18 protein-coding genes are annotated in these 14670 nt (G+C 38.4%); all 18 read left to right on the forward strand.

Features of this window, described 5'->3' with window-relative positions:
* The first annotated feature begins 46 nt into the window (after window positions 1–46).
* Window positions 47–562: a GNAT family N-acetyltransferase gene (locus tag GVV20_RS04925; protein WP_159741576.1), complete on the forward strand. Its 516-nt coding sequence runs from the start codon at window positions 47–49 to the stop codon at window positions 560–562.
* 74 nt (window positions 563–636) lie between these two features.
* Window positions 637–909, forward strand: a complete 273-nt coding sequence (locus GVV20_RS04930) for a DUF4834 family protein (RefSeq protein ID WP_159637720.1) — start codon at window positions 637–639, stop codon at window positions 907–909.
* 18 nt (window positions 910–927) lie between these two features.
* Window positions 928–1806, forward strand: coding sequence for a GNAT family N-acetyltransferase (locus GVV20_RS04935; protein WP_159741575.1), 879 nt, complete (start codon window positions 928–930; stop codon window positions 1804–1806).
* A 77-nt stretch (window positions 1807–1883) separates the two neighbouring features.
* Window positions 1884–2888: a type I glyceraldehyde-3-phosphate dehydrogenase gene (gap, locus tag GVV20_RS04940; protein WP_159741740.1), complete on the forward strand. Its 1005-nt coding sequence runs from the start codon at window positions 1884–1886 to the stop codon at window positions 2886–2888.
* 158 nt (window positions 2889–3046) lie between these two features.
* Entirely contained in the window at window positions 3047–4384 is a 1338-nt protein-coding gene (gene cysS, locus GVV20_RS04945) for a cysteine--tRNA ligase (RefSeq protein ID WP_159741667.1), read from the forward strand.
* Window positions 4384–4761 (forward strand): Mini-ribonuclease 3, encoded by a 378-nt coding sequence (locus tag GVV20_RS04950; RefSeq protein ID WP_159649800.1) that lies wholly within the window; start codon window positions 4384–4386, stop codon window positions 4759–4761. Before cysS ends, GVV20_RS04950 begins: the two co-directional genes overlap by 1 nt.
* Window positions 4761–5480, forward strand: coding sequence for a 23S rRNA (guanosine(2251)-2'-O)-methyltransferase RlmB (gene rlmB / locus GVV20_RS04955; protein WP_159741666.1), 720 nt, complete (start codon window positions 4761–4763; stop codon window positions 5478–5480). The genes GVV20_RS04950 and rlmB overlap by 1 nt, the downstream gene beginning before the upstream one ends.
* A 14-nt stretch (window positions 5481–5494) precedes the next feature.
* A complete protein-coding gene (locus GVV20_RS04960) occupies window positions 5495–6103 on the forward strand; it encodes a sigma-70 family RNA polymerase sigma factor (RefSeq protein WP_159741665.1) in 609 nt (202 codons plus the stop codon).
* A 141-nt stretch (window positions 6104–6244) separates the two neighbouring features.
* Window positions 6245–6403 carry a 50S ribosomal protein L33 gene (gene rpmG / locus GVV20_RS04965; RefSeq protein WP_159637706.1) on the forward strand — a complete coding sequence of 53 codons (159 nt, stop codon included), beginning with the start codon at window positions 6245–6247 and terminating at the stop codon, window positions 6401–6403.
* A 12-nt stretch (window positions 6404–6415) separates the two neighbouring features.
* A complete protein-coding gene (secE, locus tag GVV20_RS04970; RefSeq protein WP_159637704.1) occupies window positions 6416–6598 on the forward strand; it encodes a preprotein translocase subunit SecE in 183 nt (60 codons plus the stop codon).
* 6 nt (window positions 6599–6604) lie between these two features.
* A complete protein-coding gene (nusG, locus tag GVV20_RS04975; RefSeq protein ID WP_159637702.1) occupies window positions 6605–7141 on the forward strand; it encodes a transcription termination/antitermination protein NusG in 537 nt (178 codons plus the stop codon).
* Window positions 7142–7253: 112 nt separating this feature from the next.
* Window positions 7254–8192, forward strand: a complete 939-nt coding sequence (mvk, locus tag GVV20_RS04980) for a mevalonate kinase (protein ID WP_159741312.1) — start codon at window positions 7254–7256, stop codon at window positions 8190–8192.
* Between the two features lies 1 nt (window position 8193).
* Entirely contained in the window at window positions 8194–9135 is a 942-nt protein-coding gene (gene mvaD, locus GVV20_RS04985; RefSeq protein ID WP_159741311.1) for a diphosphomevalonate decarboxylase, read from the forward strand.
* A complete protein-coding gene (locus GVV20_RS04990) occupies window positions 9132–10148 on the forward strand; it encodes a phosphomevalonate kinase (protein ID WP_159741310.1) in 1017 nt (338 codons plus the stop codon). The genes mvaD and GVV20_RS04990 overlap by 4 nt, the downstream gene beginning before the upstream one ends.
* Window positions 10141–11160 (forward strand): type 2 isopentenyl-diphosphate Delta-isomerase, encoded by a 1020-nt coding sequence (gene fni, locus GVV20_RS04995; RefSeq protein WP_236261793.1) that lies wholly within the window; start codon window positions 10141–10143, stop codon window positions 11158–11160. Before GVV20_RS04990 ends, fni begins: the two co-directional genes overlap by 8 nt.
* Window positions 11147–12721, forward strand: a complete 1575-nt coding sequence (locus GVV20_RS05000) for a type 2 periplasmic-binding domain-containing protein (RefSeq protein WP_159741309.1) — start codon at window positions 11147–11149, stop codon at window positions 12719–12721. Before fni ends, GVV20_RS05000 begins: the two co-directional genes overlap by 14 nt.
* 13 nt (window positions 12722–12734) lie before the next feature.
* Window positions 12735–13400: a uracil-DNA glycosylase gene (ung, locus tag GVV20_RS05005; RefSeq protein ID WP_328597878.1), complete on the forward strand. Its 666-nt coding sequence runs from the start codon at window positions 12735–12737 to the stop codon at window positions 13398–13400.
* A complete protein-coding gene (locus tag GVV20_RS05010; RefSeq protein ID WP_159741307.1) occupies window positions 13393–14610 on the forward strand; it encodes a bifunctional folylpolyglutamate synthase/dihydrofolate synthase in 1218 nt (405 codons plus the stop codon). The genes ung and GVV20_RS05010 overlap by 8 nt, the downstream gene beginning before the upstream one ends.
* Window positions 14611–14670: the final 60 nt, after the last annotated feature.

Below are 14670 nucleotides of genomic sequence, written 5' to 3' on the forward strand. Positions count from 1 at the left end.
CTTAAGACTTCTTTAGAATTACATGACAAGGAGACATCATTACGAAATGATTTTTACATTACGAGAAGCAAAGCCGTCCGATGCCCAACGCCTTTTTGAGGTATCCTGTGATGAAGATGTCATGGAATATTATGGAACGGAAGCATATACAAGTATTGAACAAGCGTATCATGAACTTGATTGGTTTCATGAACTCTCGGCAACAAAAACAGGTTTTAGATGGGTTATTGCTGATGAACATGACATGTATATTGGTAACATTGGTGTTTTTGGATTTGATCCTAAAAATAACCGGGTCGAAATGGGATATCAATTAGATAAAGCATATTGGGGAAAAGGAATCATGACTGACGCAATTCAGACAGTGCTTTATCACTGCTTTAATCAATATTACTACAATCGTGTTCAAGCGGTAATTGATCCATTAAACATTGGTTCGCGTCGTGTCCTTGAAAAGAATGGATTTGTGCGTGAGGGATTATTACGCGATTATGAGTTTGAACGTGGCCACTATGTCGATATCGAGATGTATGCAATCCTCGCTAAAGACTACATTATGTGATGGTTGCGTGAATGTTGCGATAATCACTCTGACATCTGTTTTTTCATGATATAATGTGCGAAAGGTGGTATATTATGAGTTATTTAATTTTATTACTAATTATGGTGGTTTTTGTGATGCTATTGCCGCAGTTAGTGGGAATATTTTTAGTCATTTGGTTAGTCTATACAATTCTGAGAGTTTTTGGCGTAATCCGTCGAGAAAAACAACCACAACAAAATCAACAATATACGCAGTATACAAACAACCAAAGCAATTCACAGTATCAAAATCAATCAACGCAACGACCTAAAGGTGATGTCATTGATGTTGAATTTACCGAACATGAAGTAGACGATAAAAATTAATCGTTTTGGAGGTATTCTATGTTACGCCATGCAAACCCAACAGATCTTGCCGATCTAAAAGCTAAGTTTGAACGAGAGGTCCATGAGAATGTGGATTCGATAGCAATCGGATCCTTTTTAACGCATGATAATACGTTTGTGTTTCAAAATGAATCCAGCAAAATGGGTCATGCAGTCATTATGCCCAAAGTACTCGAACTTCATGGTAAACGGTTGAAAGCTTCATATATCATCGATATAGAAGATGAAGATGAAACAATCTTAGAAGAACTTGTTGCGGCATCATCGCATGAAGAGTTGGTAACATTGCTCCAATCGAGCGATGCACGAAAATATGAAGGCATCGGCTTTGAGCCTGTTGTAGAAATAATGGAGTACAATATTCAAGCGTCATCACTTCCTGAGTTAGGCGTTGAGGGAATTGTTTTGGATCCCGTGAGTCAAGATTTAGTGAGTGTATATAATCGTTTTATGAAGCATTTTACTGGATACTTTATTCGTGATGTATCAAGTTTTGAAGCCATGAAGAAAGAATTAGATTCGATTCGTGGTGGGATTATTGGATTTAGCGAAAATGGGATTCTTGTTGGCTATGCAATCTATGAGAACAAAGGTAGCTTCATGAAAATACGAGAGTGTATCTATGAAAAGAGTGGGCACTTGTTAAGAATGCTGTCATTTCTATCAAGAGGGAAATCACGGATTATTCTTCAAACATCTGTTTCTGAACATATTAATCGACTCATTCCAGATGCGAAAAGAGTTAAGAAACACTTTCTTTTAGCCCGTATAAATGATAAACAATTATTCGAACGCCTATTTCACATAAAAATTATTAGTTCATACTCTGGCTTCAATGCGTTCGGAAAGCCACTATGGAATAGGGATTTTTACTAGATTGATAGCAGTATCACAATTGACAATAGATACCAATGGTATATAATATAAAGGTCAATAAGGAGGATTTATAGACTATGGCAGTAAAAGTAGCAATTAACGGTTTTGGCCGTATTGGACGTTTGGCAACACGCTTAATGATCGGTTCAGAAGATATGGAAATCGTAGCAATCAACGATTTAACAGATGCAGCAACATTAGCTCACTTGTTAAAATATGATTCAGCACAAGGACGTTTCGATAAAGAAATCGAAGTTAAAGACGGTGCATTCGTAATCGACGGAAAAGAAATCAAAGTTCTTAGCGAACGTGATCCTAAAAACTTACCTTGGAAAGAATTAGGAATCGACGTAGTTATCGAAAGTACAGGAATCTTCACAACTGAAGAAAAAGCTGGACTTCACCTTGAAGCAGGAGCACGTAAAGTTATCATTTCAGCTCCAGCAACAGGAAACATCAAAACAGTTGTTTACAACACAAACCACGACATCTTAGACGGTTCAGAAACAATCATCTCAGGTGCTTCATGTACAACAAACTGCTTAGCTCCAATGGCTAAAGTATTACAAGACCAATTTGGTATCGTAAGTGGAACAATGACAACAATTCATGCTTACACAAACGACCAAAACACATTAGACGGTCCTCATCCAAAAGGTGATTTACGTCGTGCTCGTGCAGCAGCAGAAAACATCATTCCTAACTCAACAGGAGCAGCTAAAGCAATCGGTTTAGTAATCCCTGAGTTACAAGGTAAATTAGATGGTGGAGCACACCGTGTTCCAGTTATCACAGGTTCAATCACAGAACTTGTTGCTGTTGTTGAAAAAGACGTAACAGTAGAAGCAATTAACGCAGCTATGAAAGCAGCAGTTAACGAATCATACGGATATACTGAAGATCCAATCGTATCATCAGACGTAATCGGTATGGCTTACGGTTCACTATTTGACGCAACACAAACTAAAGTTACAACACTTGGTGGTGTAAACTTGGTTAAAGTTGCTGCATGGTATGACAACGAAATGTCATATACAAACCAATTAGTACGTACAGCACACCACGTTGCTTCAAAATTCTAATTGATAGACAATTAACCTTTAAAGATACAGCGCCTGCTGTATCTTTTTTATGCCTATAAATCCAAAAGAAGAATACAATCAAAGTAGGAAAGATAGACTGCAATGGTGTATACTTAACACTATAGAAATGTATAACGATACATACTACTGGAGGTCCCATGAAACTATACAATTCAAAACATAATAAAATAGAGACATTTAGCCCGATTGAACCTGGCAAAGTGATGATGTATGTCTGTGGACCAACAGTGTACAATCACCCCCATATTGGAAACGCAAGACCTATTGTTGTTTTCGATTTGCTGCGACGCATTCTTGATGCAATTGGCTACGATGTGAAGATGGTTTCGAACTTTACAGATGTTGACGATAATATTATTAAAAAAGCACAACATGAAGGTGTAGATGAAACAGTTATTACACAACGTTACATTGATGCCTATAATAAAGTTCGTACTGAATTACATGCAGAAGGAATCGATGCAACACCTAAAGTAACTGAAACGATGGATCGAATTATTGAGTTTATCGCAGAGCTTGTCGATAAAGGGTTTGCTTATGAAGCCAAAGGTGATGTTTACTTCCGAGTAACTAAAGTTAAAGATTATGGAGAAATCTCCTCGCAACGTATTGAAGATTTAATGGTCGGTGCGAGAATTGAAGAAAATACTAATAAAGAAAATCCACTTGATTTTGCCTTATGGAAGTATACTAATGATGACGGTATCAAATGGGATTCACCATGGGGAAAAGGACGTCCTGGGTGGCATACTGAGTGTGTCGTAATGATTAATGATGAGTTTAAGCAAGAGCGTATTGATATTCACGGTGGTGGTCAGGATTTAAAATTCCCACACCATGAAAATGAATCAGCACAATCCAAAGCAATTCATAATCATGATTTAGCGAACTATTGGGTTCATAATGCAATGTTGAATCTTGATGGTGCTAAAATGAGTAAATCTTTGGGGAATGTTCAATGGGCGCAAGAGTATATTGATACATTGGGTTCTAATCTTACACGTTGGGTACTCTTATCAACACATTATCGACTCGTTCTCAATATAACTGATGCGCTTGTGGAACAATCGCGGAAAGAACTTCAAAAAATTGAACAAGGACTCAACAAAGCGTACATCGCCTTGGAACTTGCTAATGTTGAAATAATGGAAAGTTATGATGTTGCTTTATATGATGCGTTTTTAGATGCATTAAAAGATGACATGAATGTGGCGAATGCGACAATGGTTCTCTTTGATGCAGTGAAGGCGCTCAATCAAGCCTTACGAACGAAGGAAATTGATGCGCAAGTGGTAAGCGATTATGTACAAACGGTAGAAAAAATGATAAATATCCTTGGAGTAAAAATTCCAAGAATTACCCTTACAGAATCGGATAAAGGACTTTTTGCGAAATGGAATGAGGCCAAACAAGCAAAAGATTTTGAAGCCGCAGATAATGCACGCGCAGCACTCATAGAACGAGGTTTAATCTAATGTCACAGCTCTCTGGAAACGTTTTAGCATTTATTGGGGATGCTGTTCTTTCGCTTCAAGTGCGCCAACATTTAGTTGCGCAAGGAATCACGAAAACAAAACAACTGCAAGAATTATCAACACGATTTGTCAGTGCAAAATCGCAAGCACTGTTCATGAAAAATCTTTTAGAGAACGATGCATTAACCGAAGAAGAAATGGTAATGTATAAACGTGGTCGAAATGCCAAAAGTACATCGATAGCAAAAAATGCAGATGTGACAACCTATCGCATTGCAACGGGATTCGAATCACTTTGGGGATATCTCTATGAAACACAACAAACTGAACGACTGGACCAATTGTGGAACGCGTTCATAGAAACGGTAGAACTATAATGTCAGAATATATCTTTGGAAAAAATACAGTAACAGCATACTTAAAGAGTGGTCAAAAACCCAAGAACGTCTATTTGTTCAATAAAGGGAGTTATCCCGAAATTGTAGCGATTGCAAAAGAAAAGAACATCAATGTCCAATTTGTGGATAAATTCCGTTTGGACAAAATGGTAAAAGGCGTCCATCAAGGAGCTGTCATTGAAATCCAAGACTATCGTTACGCTGACATTGAAACGATTGTTGAAAATGCAAAACATAAGTTAATTGTTGTCTGCGATCAATTGGAAGACCCACACAATCTTGGAGCCATTTTACGAAGTTCAGATGCTGCGGGTGTGGATGGTGTTGTTATTGGTAAACATCGAAGTGTGAGTTTAACTGCTACCGTTGCGAAGGTATCAACAGGTGCGATTAATACAGTACCAGTGGCACAGGTTACCAACTTAGTTCAAACGGTTCAGTACCTCAAACAACAAGGATATTGGGTTGTTGCTGCAGAAAATGCAGTGGATGCAGTATCGTATGATCAGTTCAATGTTGACATGCCAATCGCATTAGTCGTAGGTTCAGAAGGCAAAGGAATATCTCGACTCATGAAAAAAGAATGTGATATTCTCACGACAATCCCAATGTTTGGTACTGTTAACTCTTTAAATGTCTCTGTTGCGACAGGTATCCTTCTCTTTGAAATCGTCAGACGTCGAAACTTACTAAAATAAGATAGGAGTTATTAATGCCTGGAGATTATGAATATCTTTACATGATTCGACAGAATCATACAGAAGCACTAACTACATTAATGAATAATTACAAAGGTCTTATATGGAAACGCACTCATGTTTATTGGCGAATGTACTCACCGCAAGGTATTGGTATCGATGATGTATTTCAGAATGCGTCATTAGGCTTCATCGAAGCGATTTATATGTATAAAGAGAGCATGGATGTAGGCCTTGCGCATTTTATAGCCATCTGTATCGATTCACATATTCAAAGCAGTCTTCGCAAGTGTCGTGGAAAGTCATACACACTTTTAGATTCAAAACGCTCTTTAGATATGACAATAAATGAAGATGCGTCACTTTTTCTTAGTGATATCCTCATTGAAAAAGATGTTCGTAAAGATCCGCAATTTATGTCACACTACTATGAAGCACTGAGCGACCTCAATAGAATCTTAGATGGTCTGAGTGAAGTCGATCGAACCGTTTATAACCTTCGTGAGGCAGGTTATGGTTATGTCGAAATTTCTGAGCTGCTAAACATTAGTAAAAAGCAGATTGATAATACTTTGCAAAAAGTACGTAGGATGGTTCATAAGTCATCGGAATACAGTAAATAATAAAGATGATGATAAAGGAATAATCTTTATCATCATTTTAAATTATAAAATCAAGAATGATCGTATCAAGATAACGTATCAAATTGACACTCAGTTTCGATTATGATAAAGTTATAGAGCACGAAAGTGGGTTTTTTTATAATGTCAAACAAAAGAGAAAAAGTGATTCTAATTTGTACAGAGTGTCTCTCAAGAAACTACTCAACAAGTCGAAATCATACAAACGCAAGTGAGCGTTTAGAGATTAAAAAGTTTTGCAAACGATGCGGAAAACATACATTGCATCGCGATTCTAAATAGGAGGTTTTAGTTATGAGTTGGTTTACAATTGCAGGAATTAAAGAAGAAATTCGTAAAATCCATTGGCCAAGCCGAAAAGAACTTTCAAGCAATACGGTTATTGCGATTTCGTTTATTCTTTTCTTTGTAGTCTATTTCCTATTCACAGAAATTGTGTCAATCGAAGCATTAAAATTACTTGGAATTGGTGGATAATAAACTATGGAAGATAAACAATGGTATGTCGTTAATACTTATGCTGGTCATGAAAACCGTGTTAAGGAAAATTTAGAACGACGTGTTGAGTCAATGGGAATTGAGGATTCATTATTCCGCATTCTTGTTGCTGAAGAAAAAGAAATTGAATATAAAAATGGTAAAAAAGTAGAGAAGATGCGCAATCTTTTCCCAGGATACCTTTTCGTTGAAATGATTATGACTGATGAAGCATGGTATGTTGTACGTAATACACCAGGTGTCACAGGATTTATCGGATCATCAGGTGGTGGAGCGAAGCCGTTCCCAGTTTCGCCAGAAGAAATTGAATCAATCTTACAACGTATGGGTATGAGTGATCAAAAACTTATCGTAGATTTCGAAATTGGAGATACAGTTCGAATTTTATCCGGACCGTTTGCCGGAATCGAAGGTACAGTTGACAGTATGAATGATGATTCACAGTCAGCGATGGTTCTTACAATTCTCTTTGGACGTGAAACACCTACTGAAATTTCATACACAGATATTGAACGTATCTAACACTAACTCTCTAACCATCTAGGCTAGAGAGTTTTCTTTATGTAATTTCATGAATTTATGTGAAGCGATTATTTGTAAATAAAATGATGTATAATAGATACGGATGGTAAATATGAATCAAATTGGAATCGGAATCGCAACAGGAAAAATAATCTTGATTGGTGAGCATGCTGTTGTTTATGGTAAACCAGCAATTGCTTTACCTTTTTATGCTGCGAAAATTGAAACAACAGTAACAATAACTCAATCTGAATCAACCATAGATTGTGTCTTTTATACAGGCAAATTGAACACAGCACCAGAATCGATAGAAGGAATAACTGCCTTAATTCATGCTGTTTTAAAATATTTAAATAAAGAAAATGTGAATATTGATATCAACATCAATTCAATGCTTCCAGCTTCACGAGGACTCGGGTCCAGTGCGGCAGTATCTGTATCGATTGTCCGTGCATTGTTCGATGCTTTTGAGATTAAAATTACAGAAGATATTATGAAAGAACTTGTTTTGGTGGCGGAGTCAATTCACCATCTTAATCCAAGTGGCTTGGATGCAAACACAATTACACGTGGTGTACCAACGTTATTTGAACGCGATAAACTCATGGACTCAATCGCGATGAACATGGATGGTTACTTGGTTGTTGCAGATACAGGTGTATTAGGAAATACAAAAGAAGCAGTTGCTACTTTTGGAACTCAACTGGAATGTGAACCTGAAAAAATGAAACCTTATTTGGATGAGTTTACACAACTAGCAATGAAAACTGTCCGTGGCCTTGAACTCAATGATATTGCGAGTGTAGGTGAAGCAATGAACCGTGCACATGAGATATTGCGCCTCTTTGGTGTGTCTGAACCGACTTTGGATACTTTAGTTAATGCAGCGCGTCGTGCTGGTGCAGTCGGTGCTAAATTGACGGGTAGTGGTCAAGGTGGATGCATGATTGCACTTGCTCCTAATTTAACAGTTGCCTCGGAAATCTCAGCAGTCTTAACAGGTCATGGAGCAGTTCAGACATGGCAATATCACTTAAGGGAAATGGTGTAATATGAAAACAGTTCGTGCACATACAAACATTGCGCTGATTAAGTATTGGGGCAAAAAAGACAATGCGTTAAAAATTCCACATAATTCAAGTTTGTCATTGACACTCGATCAATTTTATACTGAAACACGGGTTGAATACGATGCTTCATTAAGACAAGACCAATTCATGTTGGATGGAGAATGGGTTGATGATAAAACCAGTCAACGCGTTTATTGGTTTATGGACCGAATTCGTGAACGATACGGTATTCAAGAGTATGCCCGCATCATATCGGAAAATCATGTACCGAAAGAAGCAGGACTCGCATCAAGTGCGTCAGCTTTTGCTGCGCTCGCTAAAGCTGCGACTTTAGACTTAAATCTCGACGATAGGGAAATATCAAGACTTGCTCGTTTGGGATCGGGAAGTGCGTCACGATCGGTCTACGGGGATTTCGTACGATGGAATCGTGGGACTTCTGATGAAGACAGTTTTGCCGAACCAATAGCCATGGAACCCTGGTCTGATTTTAGAATGATTGTTTGTATCTTAAATGATCAGATAAAACCTTTTTCGAGTACGGATGCCATGAACACAACCGTGGCAGATTCACCATATTATGAATCATGGGTTGCATCAACAGAAGCAGATCTTGTGCAACTTGAAGAAGCTGTCAAAAATCATGATATCGACCGTGTCGGTGAAATTGCACAGACCAATGCATTGAAAATGCATGCCTCTTTAATGGCGGTGAATATGTGGTATTTTGAACCAATGACGGTAGAAATTATGAATCGGGTCCGTCAACTCCAAAAATCAATTCCAGCATACTTTACAATGGACGCAGGACCAAACGTCAAAATTATGACAACTGCAGCTCATGTAGATTCAATTTTAGAATCACTGCCACCAACAGTTACAACAGTTGTTTGTAAGTCAGGATCAGGTCTAATTGTTTTATGAAATTCCCTGGAAAATTGTTCTTAATGGGCGAATATGCAGTGATGGAACCAGGATTTCCATCAGTTGTAATGGCTGTTGATAAAACAATTATTACGGAAATTTACGCGGCTGATGAATTTACAATCGTGAGCCAGTATGGTCAGTTATCAGGTAAGACGCTCTTAACTGATACTGAAGGTATGCGTTATGTGTCTACAGCATTGCGTACTGTCAATCGTTTTTATCCACTTCAAGAACCGTTTCACCTCACTATTGAAAGCGAACTAGAATCAGTCAATCATCAGAAGTATGGATTTGGTTCATCAGGAGTTGTGATAGTTGCGGTAATTGCATCGATCCTTGATTTTTACCAAATTTCGATATCAAAAATAGAACTATTTAAGATGGCGGTACTAGCACAACTTGAGATGCATGAATTGAGTTCTGGTGGTGATTTGGCGGCTGCGGTCTTTGGTGGTCTGATTATCTATGAACGCTATGATGTCCAGTGGCTGAAAACTCATCAGTCTTCATCAGAAATTCTCCATCTAGAATGGCCCCTTCTTAAGATTGAACCGTTGCAAGATGATAATTTTAAAATTCATGTTGGCTGGACACAGTCCGTCAATAGAACGGTCTCATATCTTAAAACGTACTATCGACGTGCAGATGAGGATCCTTTGACGTACCGAGCATTATTGTTAGGATCTAAATCGTGCGTAGATACATTTATTAATGCTTGGCAAGAAAATAGTTATGAAGGTATTCGATCATCAATGCATCATTACCGTAAATGGATGCAAGCAGTTGCGTCATGGACTCAACTTGATATTGAAACGGTAGCACTAACAGCTCTTATTGAAAAAGCAGAAATCTTAAACTTAGGTGCGAAAATCTCTGGATCTGGTGGTGGCGACTGCGGAATCGCAATTTATGAGTCCCATAATTATGAAAAAATTATCAAATTAGACATGGAATGGAAAAAAAATGATATTGTATCATTAGATGTAGAGGTATTTAGACATTATGAGTAGTATACGATCCCAACGAAAAGACGATCACGTCGCACATGCATTGGAACAAAACGGTTTCAAAAACGATTTTGAGTTAGTGCGTTTTATCCACAATAGTTTACCGAATATGAATTTTTCGGATGTTGACTTAAGCAGCCATTATTTTGGCCATGCTTTTGAGTATCCGGTTTATATTAATGCGATGACGGGTGGTAGTGATAAAACACGCGAAATTAATCAAAAACTCGCAATGATTGCGAAGCATTTTGGTCTTGCAATGGCCGTTGGTTCGCAGCATGTTGCCCTGGACGACGCATCACAAATTCCAAGCTTTTCAATTGTTCGTGAAACAAACCCAGATGGATTTATTATTGGTAATATTAATGCGAATGCATCGGTCGACGATGCAATCCGTGCGATTCAAATGATTAAAGCAGATGCTTTGGGTATCCACATTAATATTGCGCAAGAAATTACAATGGATGAAGGTGACCGTGACTTTGCACACTGGTTGGATCATATTGAGGCAATTATTCGCAGTGTTGATGTTCCTGTAATCGTTAAAGAAGTAGGCTTTGGCATGAGTGATGAAACAGTCCGTCAATTGCTTGATCGCGGCGTACGCTATGTTGATGTAAGTGGTCGCGGTGGTACCAATTTCATCATGATTGAAAATGCTCGTTCTGAACGAAAACGTTATGATTATCTTGCGGATTGGGGTTTAACACCGGTTGAATCCTTACTTATGACGCAGCCTTATCACCATCAAGCACAGATGTTAGCCTCAGGTGGTGTAACGAATCCCTTGGATGTCATGAAACTGCTCCGATTGGGAGCGCATGGTGTTGGTATTTCAGGATACTTCCTCAAAGCAGCACACTTAGAAACAGATGCAATGTTTGATGAAGTCGAACTTTTCCTTGAGGATTTAAGGAAACTCATGGTGCTGATTGGCGCTTCAGACTTAACAGCATTGCGTAAACGTAAAATACAACTATTAGAGAGATTGGTGATGTACGATGAAACAAAATAAACCCACAATAATAGGGATTGTCCTTGTTTTAGTTGTGGCTTTATTTGCAACATCGTACTTTGTGATTGCGAACCGATGTACTTTAGATGGACAATCGGTTTGTTATGACAAAGAAACAGAACGCTTCTTGATCGAAGAGAATGCAACATTAAAGATTCAAGTCGAAAGTGAAGCATTGGGTGAATATGTCGTTGCGACATGGAATGAGGCACATCCTAATCATATTGATGCCATCACGTACGAAGTTGCAGCCCCACTAACTGCAAAGCAATTGAATGAACCATTTCAAACAGATATTTTGGTAACAAAGCAGAATGATGCAGCGTACTTCCTTGATAAATTTCATGATATGGGTGGGAAACTCGACTCGATCGTTGGATCGAAAATCCCTGTTCAAATACAAGATACCATTAACTTGACGGGCTATTATTTTATTCAAAATAGTATCTCTGGTCCGACTTTTGCATACAATGAGACCTTAATGAAATCACTTGGCTATAATATCGAAGACAGTGATACATCAGGACTCCCGGATGTTTTTGATTCATGGACAAAAATCATGAATCAAAGTAAAACATTGAATGAACAAGTAGATGTTATTTTTCCTTTGACTTTCACCGATCAACAAAGTTTTTATCCAATGTTAACGGCGGGTCGTTGGACATTGAATTTCACTAAAAAAGGATCCAATCCTGGATTTAATACACGTGAGTTCCGAGAAGGGCTAGAACTCATTGATGCGATGGGAGATATCGTCTGGGATCGAACAGTTGCTAAAGATTTCCCGGATCCCAATGCGCCAATTCCAACAGAAACAAAACAAGATAATCATGCAAATGCAAAAGATGGCGAAGCGGATGCTCAAAAACCAAGCACCACTACAGATAAACCAAGTGATTCTGAAAACACGACCGAAACAAACACAGACCAGGCTACAACAACAGATGGAGATTCTGATGTGAAAACACCAGTAGTTCCTACAGTTAAACGGAATGTTGCTGAAGAGTTAACATGGCAGTATGAAAAAGCGTTCTATGAAAACCGAGCTCTTTTCACAATTATTAACGATTTTGACATGGCTGCACAATATGAGGAAAGCACAGGACAAAAATATGTCTATGCACCATTCCCATCCTATCAAGATCACCGTTTATCACCGATGGCAGAGACAGATGGTTATGTCGTTTCAAAAGATGTACAGTATCCTTCAGCTACAGCAGAAGTCATTCGAATTCTGCGTTCGCCAGAAGCTGTCTCAATTCACAATGCATCCACAGGAAAAATTCCAGTCTATCATAAAACATATATTGATGAATTGAAGATTGAAGATAGACATACGAAAGAACGAATTTTTGCTTACAATACTAGCGATACTCCGCCTGTCATGGCATTGGATAACAATCCTAATGTGCTCGCACGTACGTTGTACTCAGAGGTCGATATTATGCAACCTTTGCGTGATCTTTATAATGGAAAAATAGATGTCAAAAAAGCTCAAGAAGAAATTCAAAAGCTTGCTGACGAATGGATTGCGAAAAATGATATACTAAAAGAAGCGTAAGCTTCTTTTTTTAATGGAGGTATCTATGAGTACTTGGCAAGAACTACTTCAAGAAGAATTTGAAAAACCTTACTTTATTTCACTGGCGCAATTTGTTCGTGAGCGCCGCCTGAAAGTCCCAGTCTATCCGCCTGAACAAGATGTTTTTGCTGCATTTGACGATACCCCGCGTGATGACGTAAAGGTTGTGATTTTGGGACAAGACCCGTACCATCAACCAGGGCAGGCGATGGGTCTTAGTTTTTCAGTACATAAAGATATCCCACTTCCGAAAAGTCTCATCAATATGTATAAAGAATTAGAACGAGATTTAGGAATCGTTAACACGCACGGTGATTTATCCTCGTGGGCAAAACAAGGTGTTTTCATGCTTAATACAATTTTGACGGTGGAGGAAAGTCAACCGTTATCTCATCAAAAAAAAGGCTGGGAGACATTTACGGATACAGTTATCGCAACGCTTGGAAATCAAGATAAACCAATTGTTTTCGTCTTGTGGGGTAAAAAGGCACAAGAGAAAAAAGCACTAATAAAAAAGCATCATATTTTTGTTGAAAGCAGTCATCCTTCACCGTTGGGTGCCTATCGCGGATTTAATGGATCGCGCCCTTTCTCAACCATAAATCATCATTTAGAAGAACTTGGCGAAACGCCAATTGATTGGAGTCTCAATGTATAACGATATTCATATAGCTTTAGATGCATTGATGCAACGTAAAAACCAAACATACGGCATCGATCATTTTAGAAAACTTTTAAAAAGTATGGGCAATCCTCAAGATCAGCTGCAGACCATTCATATTGGAGGAACCAATGGGAAAGGTTCAACTACAAACTACACACGCTCAATCTTGCAAGAAGCAGGGTTTCGTGTGGGAACATTTACATCGCCGCATCTCATTGTTCACAATGATCGAATTCGCATCAATAATGTACCAATTGCGGATGATATCTTTTTAAACTATATCAATCAAACATATCCACTATGGGACGAACATCACCTAAGCATGTTTGAAATTGATATGTTGATTTCAATTCTCTATTTTTTAGATGCAGGTGTCGATTATGTTATCTATGAAGTAGGTTTAGGCGGTCGTTTGGATGCAACCAATGTAATCAATCCAGAGATATGTGCTATTACGAACATTGGTTTAGATCACCAAGGAATATTAGGCGACACAATTGCAGCAATTGCACATGAAAAGGCGGGTATTATCAAAGAGGGAGTGCAGCTTGTCACAACAATCCAAGATCGAGAAGCTTTGGATGTGATGATTAATACGGTGCACGACCACCATGGAAAACTGAAACAGTTATGCATTCCTCGCTACAAGCGCGTGGACAAGTCCTATTATTTTGAACATGAAAATGTCACGTATACACTTAAGAATCAGGGTAGTTATCAAGTCGGCAATGCTGCCTTAGCGGCGTCAATCGCGCGGTTCATAATTCCGGAGTTAGCGGCTGATGTCTTTCAACGCGGTGTTCGCCTTGCATCATGGGCAGGACGTTTTGAAGAAGTATTGCCCAATGTTTACGTTGATGGTGCACACAATGAAATGGGAATTGAACGTTTGGTTCAAAGTGCTGAAATTTTACCACGTCCACATGTTGCTGTTTTCGCAGCACTTAAGGATAAAGAATATGGGAATATGGTGCATCAACTTACGGAAGCATTTGATACAGTGATTGTTACAGAGTTTGATTTTTTCCGTGCTGCTCGAGCACAAGAACTTGCAGAAAATCAAAATGTCCAAACAATGACACCCTATACACAAGCGATTGATACGGCCCTTGAGAATCAAGGGACAGGGAGCATCATTGTAACGGGTTCTCTTTATTTTATTTCTGAAGCACGCGAGTATTTAATGAAAAAGGTCAAAGAATGACCTTTTTTTTCAATCTAATGGCACAAAGGGAATCGGTAATGCTATTGTCTATTTATTCAA

The organism is Erysipelothrix aquatica (assembly GCF_009828775.2).
Lineage (GTDB): Bacteria > Bacillota_I > Bacilli_A > Erysipelotrichales > Erysipelotrichaceae > Erysipelothrix > Erysipelothrix aquatica.

What these genes read in the sequence shown, in the direction of transcription:
- fni (WP_236261793.1), top strand. Translation starts at nt 10,141, where the DNA reads ATGAGTAGTATACGATCCCAACGAAAAGACGATCACGTCGCACATGCA.
- GVV20_RS05010 (WP_159741307.1), top strand. Translation starts at nt 13,393, where the DNA reads ATGTATAACGATATTCATATAGCTTTAGATGCATTGATGCAACGTAAA.
- mvk (WP_159741312.1), top strand. Translation starts at nt 7,254, where the DNA reads ATGAATCAAATTGGAATCGGAATCGCAACAGGAAAAATAATCTTGATT.
- rlmB (WP_159741666.1), top strand. Translation starts at nt 4,761, where the DNA reads ATGTCAGAATATATCTTTGGAAAAAATACAGTAACAGCATACTTAAAG.
- GVV20_RS04990 (WP_159741310.1), top strand. Translation starts at nt 9,132, where the DNA reads ATGAAATTCCCTGGAAAATTGTTCTTAATGGGCGAATATGCAGTGATG.
- GVV20_RS04925 (WP_159741576.1), top strand. Translation starts at nt 47, where the DNA reads ATGATTTTTACATTACGAGAAGCAAAGCCGTCCGATGCCCAACGCCTT.
- secE (WP_159637704.1), top strand. Translation starts at nt 6,416, where the DNA reads ATGAGTTGGTTTACAATTGCAGGAATTAAAGAAGAAATTCGTAAAATC.
- mvaD (WP_159741311.1), top strand. Translation starts at nt 8,194, where the DNA reads ATGAAAACAGTTCGTGCACATACAAACATTGCGCTGATTAAGTATTGG.
- GVV20_RS04935 (WP_159741575.1), top strand. Translation starts at nt 928, where the DNA reads ATGTTACGCCATGCAAACCCAACAGATCTTGCCGATCTAAAAGCTAAG.
- rpmG (WP_159637706.1), top strand. Translation starts at nt 6,245, where the DNA reads ATGTCAAACAAAAGAGAAAAAGTGATTCTAATTTGTACAGAGTGTCTC.
- ung (WP_328597878.1), top strand. Translation starts at nt 12,735, where the DNA reads ATGGAGGTATCTATGAGTACTTGGCAAGAACTACTTCAAGAAGAATTT.
- cysS (WP_159741667.1), top strand. Translation starts at nt 3,047, where the DNA reads ATGAAACTATACAATTCAAAACATAATAAAATAGAGACATTTAGCCCG.
- GVV20_RS04950 (WP_159649800.1), top strand. Translation starts at nt 4,384, where the DNA reads ATGTCACAGCTCTCTGGAAACGTTTTAGCATTTATTGGGGATGCTGTT.
- nusG (WP_159637702.1), top strand. Translation starts at nt 6,605, where the DNA reads ATGGAAGATAAACAATGGTATGTCGTTAATACTTATGCTGGTCATGAA.
- GVV20_RS05000 (WP_159741309.1), top strand. Translation starts at nt 11,147, where the DNA reads ATGAAACAAAATAAACCCACAATAATAGGGATTGTCCTTGTTTTAGTT.
- gap (WP_159741740.1), top strand. Translation starts at nt 1,884, where the DNA reads ATGGCAGTAAAAGTAGCAATTAACGGTTTTGGCCGTATTGGACGTTTG.
- GVV20_RS04930 (WP_159637720.1), top strand. Translation starts at nt 637, where the DNA reads ATGAGTTATTTAATTTTATTACTAATTATGGTGGTTTTTGTGATGCTA.
- GVV20_RS04960 (WP_159741665.1), top strand. Translation starts at nt 5,495, where the DNA reads ATGCCTGGAGATTATGAATATCTTTACATGATTCGACAGAATCATACA.